Here is an 18,973-nt window from a genome sequence, read left to right as displayed (position 1 = left end):
CCCCGCCTTCGGATCTCAGAACGACGATCGCGCTGGCCACGATTGCAGTTCGGGCAGGCAGTGGCGCACGAAGCAGTCCAGGCTCCGCGCGCCCTCCTCCTCCGGGATGCCGTGGAAGATCGCAAGCACCCCTTGCAGATCAAGGCGCTTCTTGTAATCGGCCAGCTTCTCCAACACCTGGTCGGGGGTGCCGTAGACGACGGTCGCGGGTGTACTGCCCGCAGCGGGTCCGGCGGTGCTGGCGCGCATGACCCGGTAGTACTCGTACCCCTTGACTGTCCCGAATTCCGGCTTCGCCATGCCGTAGTGGTCGACGGCCACCGCATGCGCGGCGCGATCGTATTTCGCGGCCAGCTCGAGAGCGCGATCCTCGTCCTCGTCGACGACGACGGTCGCCGACAACAGCGGCTGCGGCGGCTCGCTGCCCTGCCCGTGCGCCTCCTGCCAAGCATCGCAGTAGCGTTCGTGATCGAGCTGAATCAGCTCGAGTGGCTTGACGATTATGTACATCGCACCGAGCCCGAGCCGCGCCATCAGCGGACCCGACTGCGGGGACACCGTAGCCGAGAACACCCGGCCACCGAACGAGCCGCGCGGACGCGGCCGCAACTCCCGGCGCGGCTGACGCACCGTCGGTCCGCCCTCCACGATCCCGGTCTCGAGGCCGTGCAGCAGAATCTGCGCGTACTCGTTGAACCGGGCGCGCGATTGCTCCATTGGCACCCGCAGGCCCTCGTACTCGTCCTGCCCGAGACCTCGCCCCAGGCCCAGGACCAGCCGTCCGCCGCTGAGATGATCGGCCAGGATCACCTGCTCGGTGAGCCGCACCGGGTCGTGCCACGGCAGCACCAGCACAGCGGTGCCCAATTGAATTGTGCGAGTGCGACTTCCAATGTAGGTCAACATCTGCAACGGGTCCGGGACCAGCCCGTAGTTACTGAAGTGGTGCTCGGTCAGCCACACCGAGTCGAATCCCGAATCCTCCGCTCGCACGCAGAATTCGAGCTCACGTTCGATGAATTCGCCGTCCGGAAGGTCGGAGCGGTGTTGGAAAGCAGCCTCGTAGCCGACATGCACGACTTGTCCCCCGTCGTATCGACGTGGCGCGCCGTCCGGGCGTCACCGCAGGCCACGCTACCACACACACCACCGGCGATGAACCGCTGAGTTGACCAATCACCTTCTGGCACAATGCAATTACGTAGAACAGTATCCAGATAGCAATCCGCGCAACAGGATACGGAAACTCATGTTCTCGCAGTACGGATCAGATCCGCGGCGCGTTCGGCGATCATGATCACTGGTGCGCTCGTGTTGCCGCGCACGATCGAGGGCATGACCGACGCATCGACGACCCGTAGCGCTCGAACCCCATACACCCGCAGGCTCGCATCGACCACCGCATCGGGCCCGCGACCCATCGCGCATGTGCCGACGGGATGGTAGAGAGTCTGCGTCCAGGCCCGCACATGCGCGGCCAGCCCCGCCTCCTCCCCCGGCGCGTCGGTTCCGGGCAGGTAAGGGCTGTGCAGATAACGTGCGAAGCTCGGATGCCCGGCGATGTCGAGGGCCCGGCGGCATCCAGCGAGCATCGCCGACAGGTCTCGCGGATCGGCGAAATAGTCCGGTTGCAGCGTCGGATGCGCGCGCGGATCGGCGCTGCGCAACGACAACCGCCCCCGGCTATGTACCTCCACCAGCGTAACCCCGGCGGTCACCATCGGCGCCTCATGTGGACGTAACCCGTTGTCGAAGAATGCCGTTGGCGTCACATGGACCTGAATATCGGGCGGTCCGGCGGAATTCGCCGTGTTCAGGAAGGCGCCGGCTTCAGCGATGTTGGAAGCCAGCGGCCCGGTGCCGCCGGCATGCCAGCGCAGCACATTGCGCGGCGTGGCCAGATCCAGCCGAAGATCGGTGGTCCCGGTGGACCGCCACACCAGCGGCGTGATCGGATGATCGTGCAGATTGGCGCCCACACCCGGCAACGCCACCGCGACCTCGATCCCGGCCGCGCGCAGCTGCTCAGGCGCGCCGATCCCCGACAGCATCAACAGCTGCGGCGACCCGATCGCCCCACACGCCACGATCACCTCCGAGTCTGCCCGCACCATGTGCTCCCTCCCCTCACACAGGTAGCGCACACCGACCGCTCGTGACCGCAGCAGGACAACGGAACTGGCGAGCACACCGGTGCGGATCCGCAGATTCGGCCGATCGGCGGCCGCGGCGAGGTAGCCGTCGGCGACCGACCAGCGCCGCCCCTCCCGGCACGTCACTTGATACAACCCCGCCCCGAGCTGGTCGGTGCCGTTGAAGTCGTCGTTGCGAACCAGCCCGGCCTCGACCGCCGCCTCCACCCACGCCAGGCTCAGGTCGTGGGTGTAGCGGCGATCCTCGACGTACTGCGGGCCGTCGGTCCCGTGGAACCGGTCACGGCGCGACAGATTGGTTTCCGCGCGAAGGAAATACGGCAGCACCGAGGCGTAGTCCCAGCCCTCGGCGCCGAACTCGGCATACCAGCGGTCGTAGTCGGCGCGGTTGCCGCGAATGTAGATCATCGCATTCATCGCCGAACAGCCACCAAGACCCCGCATCCGCGGCCAGAACAACCGCCGCCGGTCCAGGTGGCGTTGGGCGCTGGTGTGGTACTGCCAGTCCAACGGCGTGTTGAACAACGACGTGAACGCCGCGGGCATCCGCGATTCGGGCGCGATCACCGCATCGCCCGCCTCGAGCAGCAGCACCGACACCGATGCGTCCGCGCTCAGCCGGTGTGCCAGCACGCATCCCGCGGTGCCGCCACCAACGATCACATAGTCGAACGAATCACGTTGGTGCATAACCTGTTCCATCCATGCGGTGCTGCCGGTCCATGGACCGGCCGCGTCGTCGTCCCGTATCGTCGGGTGGCATGACCGAACCCACGAAGGATCCGATCCACGACACCGTCCATCGGATCATCCGCAGACTCGCCCCCGGGCAGATCGACGGTCCGATCGGGCAGGCGGATCTGGTCGACGAGCTCGGCTTCCACTCCCTGGCCCTGCTCGAGCTCGCTGTCGCCATCGAAGACGAGCTCGGCCTGCCACCGATGAACGAAGCTGACGCACAGGACATCCGTACGGTCGACGACGTCGAAGCCTATGTCCGTGCCGCAGTGGAGAACTCGGCCGCCTGATCCGCGGCGCATGCTCACCCGCGCAGCTCACTCGCGGCTGCCCGCACCGCGGTGAGCAGCCACTCGATATCGGATTCGGCCAGTATCGCCGGCGGCGTCAATCGCACCACCTCGCTCGCGTTGAGCGTGTGCGACACCACCACTCGATGCCGAAGCAGCGCCCGGGTCATCGCCATCGCCGCCCGTTGCCCGCTGAACTCGATCCCGATCAGTAAACCCACGCCACGCACCTCCCGCACCAGATCCGGGCACCCCGCCCGCATCGCCGCATCGATCTCGGGCAGCAAGCGAGCACCCACCACCCGGCTGCGCGCGACGAGATCCTCGTCCTCGAGCACCGACAGCGCACTCATCACCGCCACGGCCGCCACGGGATTCCCGCCGAAGGTCGAGGTGTGCAGGAACGGATCTCGATCCAGCGGCGCGTGCACCTGAGCGGTGGCCGCGACCGCGCCGACCGGCACCACACCGCCGCCGAGGATCTTGCCGCACAACAGGACGTCGGGCGTGACACCTGTGGCCGCACACCCCCACAGACTGCCCACCCGGCCCAGCCCGGTCTGAATCTCGTCCACGATCAACAAACCCTCGTGCCGATCGCACGCCGCGCGCACCGCCGCCAGATACCCGTCCGGCGGAATCCGCACGCCCCCTTCGGCTTGCACCGGTTCGACGATCACCGCCGCCGGTTCCCCCTGTGCCAGCGCCGCCGTGACCGCAGCGATGTCACCGAACGGCACATGCACGACGCCCGGCAGCAGCGCACCCACCGCGTCGCGGTACCGATCACGTCCGGTGACCGACAGCGCCCCCAACGTCTTGCCGTGAAAACCGTTGTCCATGGCGATAATCCGATGCCGACCCGACACCTTGGCCAGCTTGAGCGCCATCTCCACCGCTTCGGCCCCGGAATTGGTGAAGGTGAGGTGGTCGAGCCCGCCCGGGGTGACCGCGGCCAGCGCGCTCGCGGCGGCCACCATCGTGGGATCGGCCAGCAGATGCGACGCCAGCGGCCGCGTCCGCAGCTGCTCGGTCACCGCGTGCACGACCCGTGGATGACAATGCCCCAACAGAAACACCCCGTTACCGCCACACGACAGATACCGCACACCCTGGGCATCGGTGATATGACAGCCGGCACTGGAAATCTCGACGGGCGCCTTGATCATCCGCAGCAGCCGGCCCATACCGTCGCTGACATGACGGCGATGCCCGTCGAACACCGCCTCCGCCGCCACGTCTGCCTTCTCGGCCGCACCGCCGGTCGTCACGACGCCACCGTGTAGTCGGATGCCGCTGCGCCCACATAGGCGACGAACCCGTCCAGGAACCGTGTCAGCGCCGCTGCGCTCGTGCGCTCGATCCGGTACAGGCATTTGACGTGCAACCCGTCGGCCACGTCACCGAAATGGAATTCCACCGCGAACGGTGTCGCCGTGAACGCGACCTCCTCGTACGGCTCGACCTCGACACCGCTCAACTGCACGGTACGCCCGGGCACGTTCATGTACTCGACATCGATGGAACCGTACTCGAACAACACCTCCGGCTGCTGGCGACCCCCGCGCACACCGGGCGGCATCGGTACGGTGTGATACGGCACCTCCTGATTGGCGATCGCGTCGAACACCACCGTGCGCGCATGCCGCACCAGCTCACCGAAATCCCTGTCGGCCACCTCGATCGGCACGAGCAACAGATTGATCAGGAACCCCACGGTGCGGCGTACCCTCCGGTTGGACCGGTCGGCGAACACCGCTGGCAACAGCACCCGATCCTCCCCCGCGCAGCGCCCCAGATATCCGGCGAACGCCCCCAGCAGCACGGCGAAGAACGTCGAACGCTCCTGACGCGCGATCTCGCGCAGCACCCCGGCGAACGAGGCAGGCATCTCATAGCGCAACACTCCACGCTCCCCGCTACCCGCCGGCGCGGGATCCTCCAGCACCGCAGGCACACTCACCGGCTGCCCGACACCGAGCACTTCACGCCAGCGTGCCGTCTTCACCGCGAGCGCGCCGTCCTCGATACGCCGGCGCTGCCACTCGGCGACATCGATCGGATGCCACACCGGCGCCTCCGCCACCTCCTCGCTGCGACCGGTCCGCAAGTCGTAGAACGACTTCAGATCATCGGCGATCACCGCCATCGACCAGCCGTCGGTGACGATGTGATGCACATAGAGCACCAGCACCGACTCGGCCTCCGACAGCCGAAACAACCGAAAACGCACCGGCCACTGAGCGGCCAGGTCGAACCGCCGCCTGTACTCTTCCTCGACCGCACCCGCGAGATCCCCGGCCGCGACATCGACCACCCGCACAACATCGTCGGGTCGATCCGCGGCCGCGTGCACGAACTGGGTCAACTCATGACCCGATCGCGCGAACGTGCTGCGCAGCCCCTCGTGACGATCCACCACCGCCCCCGCCGCGGCGACCAGCGCGCCCACCTCGACGACCCCACGCAACCGGTACGCGCCACACACGTGTAGCGCTCCCCCGTCGCCACCGTATCGCTCGAGCAACCAGATCAACCGTTGCCCAGCCGACGCGACGCCCGACCGTTCGACAGCCATCAGGGCCTCCTCCCCGCCGTCCCACTGCCGGAGGACGACGCTCGCGGAACGGCACCGAGTCTACCCAAGAGTCTACGAGTTGCTCTGGAGCGCAGTTCATTTCGCGCACAACCAGCATGGCCGCAGACGACATCGGCCGATACAATCGGGCACGCCGAGAACCGACGACAAACCCGACATCGACATCGGCGCGTGCACACGGCGCCACACCAAGGGGGCGGCCGCTATGAGACGAATCCTGACCTGGCTCGACGAGCCCAACACCGCCACCGGAATACACGTCGCCCGACGCGACGACTGGGACGAGCGGCCCTACAGTACGCTCCGCGAACACGTCCACGCCGCAGCCCACCGCTACCTCGCCGCCGGGATCCGCCCCGGCGACGTGGTGTCGATCGTGCAACCGGCCGCCGACGCCTTCCTCATCGACTTCTTCGGCACGCTCCTGGCGGGCGCCACACCCAACCCGCTACCCCCGCTGCTGCCCATGCAGAGCGACACCACCTACCGCACCAAGATCACGCCACTGCTACAGGCCGCCCGGCCCGTACTCGTCTCCACCACACCACAACTGGCACCCCTGCTGGACCCCGCGGTCGCCACCATCGAAGGCGCGGCGATCATCGACCCGACCGCGACCGCCGCACCACACCGATCACTCCCCGGCTGCCAACCCGACGGTATCGGGTTGCTGCAATTCACCTCCGGCAGCAGCGGCACGCCCAAAGGCGTCCGGGTCACCGTCGCCAACCTCGAAGCCAACATCCACGCCATCGCCACCTGGCTCGGCGCCACCGACAACGACCGCGTCGCTACCTGGCTCCCGCCCTACCACGACATGGGCCTCATCGGCTGCCTCCTCGCACCCGTCACCCACGGCCTCACCATTCAGGCCATGACCCCGCTCCAGTTCATCCAGCATCCCCTGCGCTGGCTCGCCCGCTTCGGCCGTGACCACGCCACCATCACCGCAGCCCCGAACTTCGCACTGTCCCACCTGCTGTCGAAGGTTCACCCCCACGATCTCACCGGCCTGGACTTCCGCGGCTGGCGCAGCCTCATCATCGGCGCCGAACGAATCGACGCGACCGTCCTGCGCGCCCTGGTCGAGCTCCTCGGCCCGCACGGATTCGATGACACCACCCTGTGCCCCGCGTACGGGCTCGCCGAAGCCACCCTTGCCGTCACCGGCGTCCGACCCGGCGAGCCCGTGCAGCTGATCGAAACCCCGTACGGCACAAACGAACTCACCACGCCCGTGAACCTCATGTCCGCCCACCTCGATGACACCAGTCGCTGGCTCGTCGGCTGCGGGCACCCCCTCACCGAGGTAACCGTCGACATCGACACCCCTGCCCGGCGCACCCGCACCGGGGAAGTGAACGTCGGCGGGCCCGGCGTCGCCACCGGATACCAAACCGCGGCCGGACGAATTCCCCTGCGACACTCTACATCCGGTGCCCTCGCAACCGGCGACGTCGCCGCACTCGTGCACGGCCAGCTCTACCCCATCGGCCGCGTCGGAGACTCGGTCAAAGTCCGCGCCGTCACCGTCTTCGCCGAAGACATCGAAACCGCCGTCGCCGCCGGGTGCGCCCTCGACGGCAACCGCGTCGTCGCACTCACCGGACACGGCCAGCACGGGGTCGAGATCGGCGTCGTCATCGAAGACCGCCACATCGACCCCCGCCAAGTCCGCCACATCGTGCGCCGCAGCGTCGGCACGGACGCCCTCGTCCGCGTCTTCCGCGCCAAACGCGGCACCATCGAACGCACCACCAGCGGCAAACCCCGCCGGCGCATCATGTGGACTCGGCTACATCAAGGCGACTACGACACCTACGAACTGGCCGACGACGCCGTGCACTGACTCAACGCACCGACTCCGACGCCTCGACCGTCGGCACACGACCCGGCGTCAGAAACCCGGCCACCAGGACCGACACCACACACATGCCCACACACAGCCACAGCATCAACGCCATACCCGACACGAACGAGGACTGCACCCGCTCCACCAGATCCGGATTCCCGGCACCGAGCGCGACCCCTGCCGTCACATTGTCCCGAATCGGAGCAACATCGAATTCCCCCAATCCGCTGGTATACCCCGCCGCTACCACCGATGGCAGCACCGCAGCACCTATCGTGCCGCCCACTTGACGGAACACCTGAATCAACGCCGAGCCCGCACCGGCCTTGTCCACCGACACCGAACCGACAGCCATACTCAACGCAGTCGGCATGACGAAGCCCATCGCCGCACCCACCAGCGCAGTCCAGATCGCGGTGACCCAGTAGGCGGTGTCCACCGACGTCGTCGCACCGAGACCACAGGCGACACCCAGCAGCACGAACCCCACGATCAGCACCACCCGCGCCCCGTGCGCCTCTCGCAGCGAATCCGCCACCTTCGTCCCGACGATCAATCCGGCCATCATCGGCACCAGGCGCAACCCACTACCGAGGGCGTCGGCACCCAGCACAGCCTGAAAATACTGCGGCAGCACAAACAACAACCCGTACAAGGTGAACATCCCCACCGCCACGAACATCGAACCCGTGACGAACCCCCGACTGCGGAACAGGCCCAGATCGATCAACGGGTTCGCCGCCCGCGACTGCCACACCACAAAGACCGCCAGCACCAACAACCCCACCACCAGCGCTCCGGTCGACACCCGCTCGCCCCACCCTTGCTGACCGGCCCGAATGAACCCGTATGTCAGACACAGCAATCCTGCCGACGACAACACCACCCCGAGCACATCGATCGGCGCGCGGGTATCGCTACGAGACTCCGGAACGAACGCGATCACCGCGGCGGCACCGATCACCACCAGCGGGATGTTGATCAGGAACACCGACCCCCACCAGAAATGATTCAACAGCCAGCCGCCCAGAATCGGCCCCAACGGCAACCCCAACGCCGCCGCGGCCACCCAGATCGCGATCGCCCGTTCCCGCTGCGCCGCCTCGCTGAACAACACCGGCACCACCGCGATCGACAGCGGAATCATCACCGCCGCACCCAGACCCAGAAATCCACGCGCCGCGATCAACTGCCCCGGACTGTCGGCGAAACTACAGGCCACCGACGCGACCCCGAACACGACCAAGGCCCCCACTAGCAACCGCTTGCGCCCGAACCGATCCCCCAGTGACCCCGCGGGCAGCATCGCCCCCGCCAGCACCAACGTATAAGCGGTACTGAACCACTGCAACGCTGACGTCCCCGCGTCTAGATCCACCGCCAACGTCGGCAACGCGACCGTCAGAACCGTGACATCCAACCCGATAGTCAACGTCGCCAACGCCAGCGCCGCCAGCGCAATCCACCCGCGAACTACCTTCTGCGCCATGGCATCTCCTAGTCGGCCTAGGTAAACCCGTTGTTGCGCAACTATAGTCAGCGATTCACTCCAGTGGTAAGGCATTGGTGAACCGTCGACGGGGTCACCACGGAGGTCTCGCACCTGTACGGGATCCTGCGGTGGAACGACGCGGAACGGTCCTGGGACTGCCCGCCGCACGGCTCGCGCTTCGCGCCGGACGGCACGGTGCTGGAGGGACCCGCCACCAAGCCGCTCGCGCGCCGCGCTGTGTGCGCGAGGACATGTAGCGCCGCGGACGCTCAGAATTCGGCCGGTTTTCGCTCGATCGGGCGGGCGGTGTCGAGGATGGTGTCGACGGTCTCCGCGACGGTGAGCTCCGATGTGTCGAGCCACAGCCCGAGCCGGGGTGTGGTGTCCCGCAGTGCGGCGTCGAGTGCCGCGACCGTGAACGTGTCGTAGGCGTCCTTGCCGCGCGCCGCCTCGCGGGCGGCGATCGCCTCGCGGCTCGGTGCGAGCACCACCACGTACAACGGATCGGTGCGGATCCGGTCGACGGTGTACGGCAGGAACTCGCCGAGCACCACGTCCTGCAGGACCGCGGTGAAGCCCGCGGCGGCGTACTCGTCGGCGACCGACGCGGCGAGCCGGTGGCGCAGCCGAAGCTGATCGAGCGCGGCCGCCGACGGCTCCTGGCTCATCTCCGCACGGCCGCTCACCACGAATCTGCGGAAGGTGTCCCCGCGCACGTGCGCCGAACGGGGCAGGCGCTCGGCGAGCGCTTGCGCCACCGTGGATTTGCCCGCGGCTTGAATACCGGTGATCAGATAGACGGCGGAGGCCATCCGGCCATGATCGCAGACCTCAGGCCGGCTCGGCGGTAAGGGTGATGGTGGTCCAGGCGCCGACGTGGACGCGGTCGCCGCTGCGCAGCGCGACCGGCTGCTCCGCGGGGATGAGATCATCGCTGTCGTTGAGGCTGGTGCCGTTGGTGGAGCCCAGATCGGTGACGGTGAGACCGGTCGGGGTCAGATGCAGCAGCGCGTGGGCGCGGGAGACGCCCGCGTCGGCGGGAGCGATGCCGAGATCGATATCGGGGTGCAGACCCTGTGAGACGCTGCGCTTGCCGATCAGGATCTCGCTGCCCTGCAAGGTGATTCGGCGCGGCGGATAGTAGGCGGGAAACTCGACGCGGTCCGCGTCGGGCCCCTCGCGCGCCAGCACGCGGTTGTAGAAGGCGCGATCGGCGGTGACCGTGGCGATCCACGTCACCGGCGATACCCGCACCGTCGCGGGCTCGGCGGCCACCGGTCTCGAGGACGGGTCGGGTGCGGGCGGATCGGGCAACGGCGACAGGGCCGAATCGTGACCGCAGGCCTCGCAGAAGCGTCCGCCGCTCGGCGCACCGCAGGCCGGGCAGCGCGGCGCGGCCACCGTCGTCGGCGGCTCCCCGACCGGCGCTCCGCACACATCGCAGTAGTCGAGCGCCGTCGAACGGTGTCCTTCGGGGCAGGTCACCATCAGGACTCCTTGCGGACCCGCGCGGTCTTGGTCGAGCGAGCGTCCAACGCCATCTCGTCGGCGGCCGCGACGCGGGACCGCAGCCGGACGGTGCCGTTGCGCTCGTCCACCTCGACCACCCCGCGCAACAGCTTCGCGGTGCTCTCGTTGCCCGATTCCGCGGCCAGCTGCACCGCGCGCCGCAATTTGGCCGTCGCCGTCTCCACATCGCCGTTCTTACGGGCTGTCAGACCCTCCTGCACCGCGTCGGCCAACTCGGCCTGGCCGGTGTAATGCGCGACGCGCCTGCTGATCCGGGCCGACAGCTCGGTCTCGGTGGTCCACACCGCCCGCACGAGCCCCTGCCCGACCACCTCGTCGCCGGCGAGCACGCTGACCCGCGCCGCGAGCTTCTCCCGGCCCGGCGCGGCGGGCTCCACCCGTACCTGCACGTGATAATCCCGTTCCTCGGCGCCCCAGGCCCCGAGCGGATACTCGCCCACCTGCGCGCCCGCCTCGACGCGGCGGGCCGTGAGATCCTCGATGGCGGGCGCGACCTGCTTGACGAAACGCACCGTCGCCCCGGCCGGAGTCCACACACGCAGCGTCAGTTCGGGAATCGCCTTCGCCATGGCGTTGTGGGTCATCGCCGCGAAATCGGCGGCCAGGTGCGCGGGATCGGCGACGATGTCGACGGTGCCGTGCAACGCCGAGGCGATGGCGCGCAATTCGTCCACCCGCCAATCGGTTCCGACGCCACGGCAGTCACAGGTGAACACGCCCTCGGACTGGGCGATCTCGGCGGCCAGGGATTCCGGGGACTCGTGCTCGTTCTTGCCGTCGGTGAGCAAGATGGCGTGCACCATGGCGCCTTCGTGCTTCTTGGCCAGCTGCCGGGCCAAGCCGAGCCAGGTGCCCATGGCGGTGCCACCGTCGGCGCGCAGCTTGTCGAGCTTTCGGCGCGCCGCCGCGCGTGTGTTCGCGTCCGCGGGCAGCGAGGGCACGTCGGTGGGAAAGACCAGGCGGGCCATGGACGTGCCCTGCACGATCGCGAAGCGGGTGCCGTCGGGCAGCGCGTCCAGCGCCGCCATGGCGGCGCCGCGGGCGCCTTCGAGCTTCTTGGCGTTGCCCATCGATCCCGAACAGTCGATGATCAGGATCTCCACCCGCTCCGGCGGCGGCCCGGCGGCGACGAAATCGGCGCCGGTCTCCACGGTGACCACCGCGTCGACCGTGCTCACGCCTTCCGCGAGGTACTCGTTCTGGTCGACGATCACCGAGATGCCGTTGTCGGCAACAGAATTCACAGTACTTCTCCTGGCTGGTCGATCAGGGCACCCGCGCGAGCGCGACGGTGATGTTGTCGCTGCCCCCGCTGCGCAGGGCGAATTCGACGAGGTCGCGGGCCGCCCGCATCGGCTCGGCCGCTGTCGCCAGCGCGGCGAGCCCGTGCGCGTCGGGCTGGTAGTTCCACAGTCCGTCGCTGCACAGGAGGAGCAGGCCGGGACCTCGGGTGCGGAAGGCGCGCACGCAGGTGTCCGACCACGGACGTTCGCCGGAGTCCGCGCCGAGCCAGCGCAACAGCGTGTGCGCCCTGGGGTCCTTCATGGCGGTCTGCTCGTCCATCGCGCCCGCGTCGACCAGGGCCTGAGCCCACGAGTCGTCGACGGTGAGCCGTTGCGAGGGCGGGATGTCGGGCGCGCCGGGTGCGGGCACGAGCCAATACGCGCGGCTGTCACCGACATTCGCGACCGTGATCTCGACCGTGTCGGCGTCGTAGCCGCGCACGATCGCCGAGACGTACGTGCAGGAGGGAGCGTGGGTCTCGTCCTCCGCGATATCGCGGACCGCTTGTGCCGCGGCGGCCAGTCCGGCCAGCGCGGCATCGGGCGCGTCGCGGCCTTCGGCGAGCGCGGTGAGCGCCGCGTCCACACCCGAGCGGGACGCCGTGCCGGAGGCGGCCTGCGGATCCTCGGAGGTGGAGACGCCGTCGCACACCACGATGACGACGGTTTGCGGCCCGGCGGCGCCGTCCACCACGGCGGCGGCGACCGAGTCCTCGTTGCGCGCGTGCGCGATGCCGCGGTCGGTGGCCACGCACACCGCGCCCAAATCGGCCTCGAAACGGTCACGCGGGGCCAGCAATTGGCCGCAGCCGCGACAGTAGCCGTCGGCGTCGTACTGCTGCGCGCCGCACGCGTCGCACGGGCGCGGCGGCGCGGACTCGGATTCCGGGTGCGGCAGCGCGACCCGGCGCGCGCTGAGTTCGCGACCGCAGGCTTCGCAGTACCGATCGGTGACCGAGACGCTCTCCTGGCAGTCGGGGCAGCGCGGCGAGGTAGGCGGCGGCGCGGCGGGCGTCGCCAGTGGCATGGTCGGCACGGTGTCCGCCGGGGAGGTCGTAGGGGCGCTCACAGATGGGGTCACGTCGGCACTCACGGTCGAAGTCGGTTGGTCGGGTGGGTTCGGCGCCGCGCTGGGCTCGGCGGCTGAGCCGGGATCGTCGGGCGGGTTCGGCTCGGCGGGTTCTGCGGGTTCGCCGCTCCGCTCGCGGTTCACAGCGTGGTCCTCGGGCGGATGGCGTTGGCGCGGTCCACCAACTCGAAACGGGTCCACATATCGTCGGTTTCGCGCGCCAGGTCGCGGTAGCAGCGCTCCAATCCGGTGCGCACACCTTCGTGGTCGAGCGAGACGCCGAGCAGCGGCGCGTGATTCGTCGCCGCCCTGCCGCCGCTCAGCCAGGCCAGCGCGGCGTCCAAGACCCGCATGCGCACCTCGGCCCCGCGGCGTTTGGAGTCGAGCGCCAGCGCGCCGACCCGGCCGCCCGCATCGCGCAGCACCGACTCGTTCAGCTCGGCAGCCGTGCGCTCGGCGAGCAAGGCGTCCACCGCGGCCACGCGCGCCTCGGTGTGCAGCGACGAGGATCGGTCGACCTGGTCGAGGACGGCGACCGCGCCATCGCGGTCGCCCGCGCCGCGGCGCACCCGCGCCAGGCCGAACACCGCGGCGGGGAAGGCGCGGTCGGTGCGCCAGACGGTGTCGTAGTAGCGCGCCGCGACGGCTCCGTCGCCGGCGAGTTCGGCTACCGCGGCCAGCGCCAGCTTGGGCGCCGGTTCACCGGGTAGCGCGGCGTAGACGGCCTCGAATTCGGCCCGGGCCGCGGCGAAATCGCGGGCGAGCAGCCCGGCCTGGCCGCGATACCAGGCCAGTCGCCAGTCGCCGGGCAGCCGGTCGGCGAGCTCGGTGAGCCTGCGCTCGGCCTGCGCCGGGTCGCCGATGTCCAGGGCGGCGCGCACCAGGCGCAGTGGGATCTCCACCGATTCGGCGCGGCCGGTGACCACCGAACGCAGGCCGTCGGCGAAGGCGCGTTCCAGTTCCTCCGGCGTCGTCCCCGCCGTGGTGGCGAGCAGCGCGGCACCGCTGTCGCCCGGATCCACCAGCGGCACCGGCAGACCGGCGACGACGTCCTCGGGCGCGACCGCGGAGCCGACGCCGAAGACCGCGCGCGGCGGCCCGAGATACGCCGACATGCCGGGGCGCGGCGACCCGTCGTCGGCGCTGAGCACCTCGCGCAGCACGCCGGTCAGCTGGTCGGTCATCTCCTCCATCGAGGCGAACCTGGCCTCGGGATCGGCGTCGACGGCGCGGAGCAGGAACCGGTGCAGCGAGTCGTAGCGGGCGAGCAAGGGTTCGGCGTCCGGTCCCGGCAGCGCGCTGAAATGCCCGTCCTCCTGCGGGATGTGCATGATCAGCACGGCCAGCGTGCGGCCGACGCTGTACACCTCGGTCGCGACCGTCGGCCCGGTGGTCGCGATCTCCGGCGCCTGATATCCGATCGTGCCGTAGATGGCGCTGTCCTGATCGTCCATGGCGATCACCGCGCCGAGATCGATGAGCTTGAGTTGCTCATCGGTCTGCATCACGTTGTCGGGCTTGAAGTCGCAGTAGGCGAGCCCGAGCGAGTGCAAGTGTCCGAGTGCGGGCAGCATCTCCAGAATGTAGGCGATGGCCTGCGGCACGGGCAGGTAACCACCGTCGGTGTCGCGTCGTTTGCGCAGGATCTGCTTCAACGAGGTGCCGCCGACGAACTCCATGACGATGTAGCCGACGGCGACGCCGTCCGCTCCGGCGTGCTCGACGAAGTTGAAGATCTTGACGATGCTCGGATGCTCGACCTCGGCCAGGAACCGCTTCTCGGCGACCGCCGCCGCCATGGCGTCCAGGTCACCGGAATTGAGCAGACCCTTGAGCACCACCCAGCGATTGCCGACATTGCGGTCGGTGGCCAGGTAGATCCAGCCCAAGCCGCCGTGCGCCAGGCAACCGACCACCTCGTACTGGCCGCCGACGAGATCGCCGCCGGAGAGCTTGGGTGCGAAGGAGAAGTGGGTGCCGCAGTTCGGGCAGAAGCCTTCGGTGCGGCCGGGTGCGCCCTCGCGTCCTCGGCCCACCGGGCGCTCGCAGGCGCCGCAGAAACGCTTCGGCTCGGCAACCATCGGGTCGGCCAGGATCGCCGAGCTCGGGTGGATCCGGGGCACTCGCGGCACTTCGACCAGTCCGGCGCCGAGCCGTCCGCGCGCGCTGGACTTCGACGACGCGGAGCGACCGGTGCGCACCGAGCGGGTGGAGCCCCTGGTCCCCGGCCCGGTGGTCCGGGCCGAGGCGGCGACCGTTCCGGTCGCCGCGGGCGCGGTGCCGCAGGTGTCGCAGTAGCCGCCGGATATCGTACCGTCGCAGCCTGGTTCGGTGCAGGCGTCGGCGCGCGCGGACGGTGACTCGATCGCCTCCGGCGCGGTGATCTCCGGCGCGGCGACAGCGGGTGCGGTGCCGCACACCGTGCAATAACCGTCCTCGACCGGCCCGTCGCAGCCGGGTTCGGTGCAGGTCATGATCTCCTCCCCGCTCTTTCCGCGATGAGTCGCTGGTAGTCGGCGATCGCGCGGGTGGCCGCCGCGAGATCGCACGGGCGGTACGACAGCAGCTCGGTCGCGCGCTTCTCCCGTGCCGCCAGCTCGTCGTCCGCGCCGACGCCCAATCGGGCGGCCTTGGCCCGATAGGCCGCGAGCCGCCCGCGCAGCTCGGCGCGGCGGTCGAGCAAGCCTTGGGCGAGTTCTGCCGCGCCTGCGGCCGCTGCGCTTGCCGTGGCGATCCGGCGGCGCAGCTCGTGCAACGCCGCGCCCGCGCCCGGCGTGGCAGCGAGGGCGGCCAATTCGCCGCCGAGCGCCCGGTGCGCCGTCTCGAGCACGGGCAACGGACCGGTGCGGATCTTGCGCTCGGCTTCCGCACGCGCGCGTTCGGCGCGCGCCTCCGTTTCGGCGAGCGCGGTCAGCCTGTCGCGGGTCGCCGCCACGGCGGCATCCCAGTTCGCGGTGATCGACGCCAGTTCGGCGAGCAGGTCCGAAGCGCGGTCCAGGCGGGTGCCGATATCGGCCAGGCGAGCGTCGATCTCGGGCGGTGTCAGCGCCAGCGGATCGGTGGCGGATCGGCGCAACAGCTCGGCGATCGCCTCGCCGATGTCCCGCAGTTCCGTGGTGACCGCGCCCGCCTGGTCCACCCGAGCCTGAAGCGGCGCGAGCCCGGACATCACCCTGTCGTTGACCGCGCCGACCTCGTCGAGGAAGGCGGCGATCCGGGGAAAGGTCGCGCGCATGCGGTCCACCGTGTCGGCCAGGCCGACGAACAGCACCCGTTCGCCTGGGCCGGTGAGCGAGCGCTGTGCCAGGGGAATCGGTGTGCGGGAGGCCTCGTGCGGCCGCCCGTGCAGCAGCCGGGTCAGCTCGGCGCGCGCCTCGGCGTCCAGCCGGGACCGGGCGCCGCGCACGGTGCGCGCCGCGTCCAGGATGGCTTGCAGCCGGGCCAGGTCCTGCCACATCAGGTCGAGCTCGGCGCGGATCGGCGTCCACCGGCGTTCGGTGAGACCCGTCGGCGGAAAACGGCGCAGCAGGGTCAGGCCGGGATGGCGGTCCAATTCCAGCAGTGTGGCGGTGATCGCGTCGAATTGGGCGGTGCGGGCGGCCAGTTCGCGATCGATCTCGGCGAGGGTGAGCGGCTGCATGGTCGCCCGGATCACGCGGTGTACCGGGTTTCCGGCGGGCCGGGCGAGGGACCGAGAACGCTCAGGTGCGCGGCGTAGATCCGCTGCCAGGTGCCGTCCGCCCGCATGCGTTCGAGCACCGCGTTGACGAAACGCACCAGCTCCGGCGCGCCCTTGGCCATCCCGATGGCGTAGGCGCCGGAGCCGATGGGTTCGCCGACCACCTCGAGATTCCGGTCCTGCGCGACCAGACCGTGCAGAATCGGGTCGTCGGCGCTGATCGCGTCCACGTGGCCCTGTTGCAGCGCGGCCAGACAGTCGGTCCAGTTGGTCACGCCGAAGACGGTGAGCCGCTTGGGCAGCGCGAACAGCGGGCCGGACGCGGTCGTTCCCCTGGCCACGCACACCCGCTTGCCGCCGAGATCGGCGCTGGACCTGATGCCGGAGTTCTTGGGCGCCAGAACGCGCTGCGCCGCACGGTAGTAGACGGCGGAGAAGTCCACGTCGCGGCGGCGCTCGCAGGTGGCGGAGAAGGTGCGCACGATCAGGTCGACCTTGTTCTCGCGCAGCGCGGAGATGCGCTCCTCGGCGGTCACCGAGCGCAGTTCGATCCGGTTGGGGTCGCCGAACAGCGCCCTGGCGATCTCCCTGGCGATGTCGATGTCGAAGCCCTCGAGCTCGTTGGTGGTCGGGTTGCGGAAACCGAACAGGTAGGTGTTCTGGTCGACGCCGACCCGGACCCGCCCATTGGCCACGATCGCGGCCATCGGCGATCCCGCGGGCATCGCGCCCGGCGGCGGCAGCGGCCCCGGCCGCAGGCTGGCCTCGGCGTCGCATTCGTCCTCGGCTTGCCCGGGCGTGGTGATCGGGGCGAACTCGGGCGGAGCCGGATTCACCGCCGCGGCGGGCGGCGTCGCGGGCACGGAGGCGTCGGTACTGCACGCGGCGAGCAGCGGGCCGACCGCGACCAGGGCGACGACCAGCGCGCACAGCCGTCTTCTCACAGGAACTCCTTCAGCCGCGGCCACAGTCCGACGACGGCGGCGCCCGCCGCGAACAGCATCAGCAGCAGGACTCCGGAGGGGCTCCAGGTCAGTGCGTCACCGGCGGCGTCCATACCGCCGCGCAGATCGCTGCGCACCCGCTGCACGTCCGCGCGCAGGGATTCGTCGAGTTCGGCGAATCGGGTCGCCGAGGTCTCCGGTCCCGCGCCGATGGCCTGATCCACGGCGGCCGGATAGTCGGCCGCCTGGTACGCCGCGAGCTGACGGCGGTGACCGGACGTCCAGCCCTCGAAGCGCAGGGCTGCGGGCGAATCGGAGCCGGTGACCTGCGAGAGGCGATCGCGCAACGCCGCGGTGTGGCGATTGAACGTCTCCTCCCCGGCCGCGATATCGCCACGGGTGACCAGCTGCAAAGTCTCCGCCGTACGCGCCTGCTGCGCCAGAATCCGTGCCTCGGCCAGGGTTTGGAAGCGAACCGCCGCACCGTCGCGTCCGGTCTCCAATGCCGTCGCGGCCACCGAGGTCGCGAGCACCGTCCATATCAGCGCGACACCTGCCGCGGCCGCCGCGACCACGAGTCCCGGATTGACCCGCCGGTTGGTCCGGCGCAGCAGCACGAAAGAGCCCGCGCCGCAAGCGATGAGCACCAGCAACAGCGTCGTGATCGTGGTGAACGGCAACGCGCCGATCGCTCGCTGGTCCTGGTGCACGGCGGCGAAACGCAGCGCGCTGAGCTCCTCGGCGTTCTTCAGCAGCGAGTCCTGCATGATGTCGGAGGCCTCGCGCAGGTAGGCCGAGCCGACCGGGAAGCCCTGCCGATTGTTCGCCCGCGCGGTCTCGACCAGCCCCGTGTACGCGGGCAATTCGGCGCTGATGGCCGCCACGATGCGGCGGGTCCGTTCGTCGGAGGCGCCCGCGGTGGCCTGCGCGAGCGCGTCGGCCGCGTCGGCGAGTGCCTGCTGGTATCGGGCGCGCACCTGCGGTGTCTCGATACCGCCGGTCAGGAAGGCCTCCGCCGCGGCCGCGTCGGCCGCCGAGAGCGAGACGTACAGGTTCTGCGCCGCGTAAGCCAGTGGTTCGGTGCCTGCGAGGGCGGCGTCGCGCCGATCGATCTTGCCGCTCAGCTGGTTTGCTCCGGTGAAGCCCGCGAGCAGGCACAGCGTGACCGTCACCAGTGCGAGCGCACCGATCAGACCTGGTGTCGTGCGCGCGAAGCGTCGCACCCACGCCGCCCCGTCGCGCGCGGTCGCCGGAAGGCGAGGTCCCACACCGTCCCCCCTTCGTCTACCCGGCCGGTGTCTCCGCACGCGATAGTACGGTAGGCCGCTGCGTTGCGCTCCCCCT

15 protein-coding genes and 1 pseudogene are annotated in these 18,973 nt (G+C 69.7%); 3 read left to right on the top strand and 13 right to left on the bottom strand.

The genetic code is table 11. From position 1 onward, the window contains the following. Positions 1–15 precede the first annotated feature (15 nt). Both ACRWNM_RS09225 and ACRWNM_RS09220 read right to left on the bottom strand, forming a co-directional pair. A complete protein-coding gene (locus ACRWNM_RS09225) occupies positions 16–1,077 on the bottom strand; it encodes an LLM class flavin-dependent oxidoreductase (protein ID WP_431965540.1) in 1,062 nt (353 codons plus the stop codon). 170 nt (positions 1,078–1,247) lie between these two features. Next, complete coding sequence (locus ACRWNM_RS09220; RefSeq protein ID WP_431965538.1) at positions 1,248–2,843, bottom strand: GMC family oxidoreductase; 1,596 nt, start codon at positions 2,841–2,843, stop codon at positions 1,248–1,250. Between the two features lie 71 nt (positions 2,844–2,914). Here ACRWNM_RS09220 and ACRWNM_RS09215 point away from each other — a divergent pair, with 71 nt between their 5' ends. Next, the gene (locus ACRWNM_RS09215; protein WP_431965536.1) at positions 2,915–3,181 is read left to right on the top strand and encodes an acyl carrier protein; all 267 of its coding nucleotides are present in this window, start codon (positions 2,915–2,917) and stop codon (positions 3,179–3,181) included. A 14-nt stretch (positions 3,182–3,195) separates the two neighbouring features. Here the strand turns inward: ACRWNM_RS09215 and ACRWNM_RS09210 are convergent, their stop codons facing one another. Both ACRWNM_RS09210 and ACRWNM_RS09205 read right to left on the bottom strand, forming a co-directional pair. Next, on the bottom strand, positions 3,196–4,452 hold the full coding sequence (locus ACRWNM_RS09210) for an aspartate aminotransferase family protein (RefSeq protein WP_431965534.1): 1,257 nt from the start codon (positions 4,450–4,452) through the stop codon (positions 3,196–3,198). Further along, positions 4,449–5,759, bottom strand: a complete 1,311-nt coding sequence (locus tag ACRWNM_RS09205; RefSeq protein WP_431965532.1) for a condensation domain-containing protein — start codon at positions 5,757–5,759, stop codon at positions 4,449–4,451. The genes ACRWNM_RS09210 and ACRWNM_RS09205 overlap by 4 nt, the downstream gene beginning before the upstream one ends. Before the next feature lie 226 nt (positions 5,760–5,985). Between ACRWNM_RS09205 and ACRWNM_RS09200 the strand changes: the two genes are divergently transcribed. Next, a complete protein-coding gene (locus ACRWNM_RS09200; protein WP_431965530.1) occupies positions 5,986–7,629 on the top strand; it encodes an AMP-binding protein in 1,644 nt (547 codons plus the stop codon). Position 7,630: 1 nt separating this feature from the next. On the opposite strand, the gene ACRWNM_RS09195 is transcribed toward ACRWNM_RS09200, so the two are convergent. Next, positions 7,631–9,121, bottom strand: coding sequence for an MFS transporter (locus tag ACRWNM_RS09195; protein WP_431965528.1), 1,491 nt, complete (start codon positions 9,119–9,121; stop codon positions 7,631–7,633). A gap of 81 nt (positions 9,122–9,202) precedes the next feature. Here ACRWNM_RS09195 and ACRWNM_RS09190 point away from each other — a divergent pair. Further along, positions 9,203–9,352, top strand: a pseudogene (locus ACRWNM_RS09190) (FAD-dependent oxidoreductase); the annotation flags it as partial. Positions 9,353–9,393: 41 nt separating this feature from the next. Here the strand turns inward: ACRWNM_RS09190 and ACRWNM_RS09185 are convergent. The 8 genes from ACRWNM_RS09185 to ACRWNM_RS09150 form a co-directional block, all read right to left on the bottom strand. Beyond that, positions 9,394–9,936, bottom strand: a complete 543-nt coding sequence (locus tag ACRWNM_RS09185; protein ID WP_431965526.1) for an AAA family ATPase — start codon at positions 9,934–9,936, stop codon at positions 9,394–9,396. Between the two features lie 19 nt (positions 9,937–9,955). Continuing rightward, the gene (locus tag ACRWNM_RS09180) at positions 9,956–10,612 is read right to left on the bottom strand and encodes an FHA domain-containing protein (RefSeq protein WP_431965524.1); all 657 of its coding nucleotides are present in this window, start codon (positions 10,610–10,612) and stop codon (positions 9,956–9,958) included. Further along, positions 10,612–11,898: a vWA domain-containing protein gene (locus tag ACRWNM_RS09175; protein ID WP_431965522.1), complete on the bottom strand. Its 1,287-nt coding sequence runs from the start codon at positions 11,896–11,898 to the stop codon at positions 10,612–10,614. Before ACRWNM_RS09175 ends, ACRWNM_RS09180 begins: the two co-directional genes overlap by 1 nt. Positions 11,899–11,920: 22 nt before the next feature. After that, a complete protein-coding gene (locus ACRWNM_RS09170) occupies positions 11,921–12,964 on the bottom strand; it encodes a double zinc ribbon domain-containing protein (protein WP_431965520.1) in 1,044 nt (347 codons plus the stop codon). A 182-nt stretch (positions 12,965–13,146) separates the two neighbouring features. Beyond that, positions 13,147–15,480 carry a tetratricopeptide repeat protein gene (locus tag ACRWNM_RS09165; RefSeq protein ID WP_431965518.1) on the bottom strand — a complete coding sequence of 778 codons (2,334 nt, stop codon included), beginning with the start codon at positions 15,478–15,480 and terminating at the stop codon, positions 13,147–13,149. Next, positions 15,477–16,661 (bottom strand): hypothetical protein, encoded by a 1,185-nt coding sequence (locus ACRWNM_RS09160; protein WP_431965516.1) that lies wholly within the window; start codon positions 16,659–16,661, stop codon positions 15,477–15,479. Before ACRWNM_RS09160 ends, ACRWNM_RS09165 begins: the two co-directional genes overlap by 4 nt. After that, positions 16,658–17,629 (bottom strand): glutamate ABC transporter substrate-binding protein, encoded by a 972-nt coding sequence (locus ACRWNM_RS09155; protein ID WP_431965514.1) that lies wholly within the window; start codon positions 17,627–17,629, stop codon positions 16,658–16,660. The genes ACRWNM_RS09160 and ACRWNM_RS09155 overlap by 4 nt, the downstream gene beginning before the upstream one ends. Next, the gene (locus ACRWNM_RS09150) at positions 17,626–18,897 is read right to left on the bottom strand and encodes a hypothetical protein (RefSeq protein WP_431965512.1); all 1,272 of its coding nucleotides are present in this window, start codon (positions 18,895–18,897) and stop codon (positions 17,626–17,628) included. Before ACRWNM_RS09150 ends, ACRWNM_RS09155 begins: the two co-directional genes overlap by 4 nt. Positions 18,898–18,973 lie beyond the last annotated feature (76 nt).

Origin of the sequence: Nocardia sp. bgisy134 (genome assembly GCF_965341865.1) — a bacterium.
Lineage (GTDB): Bacteria > Actinomycetota > Actinomycetes > Mycobacteriales > Mycobacteriaceae > Nocardia.
This window is presented reverse-complemented; position numbering and strand designations above follow the sequence as displayed.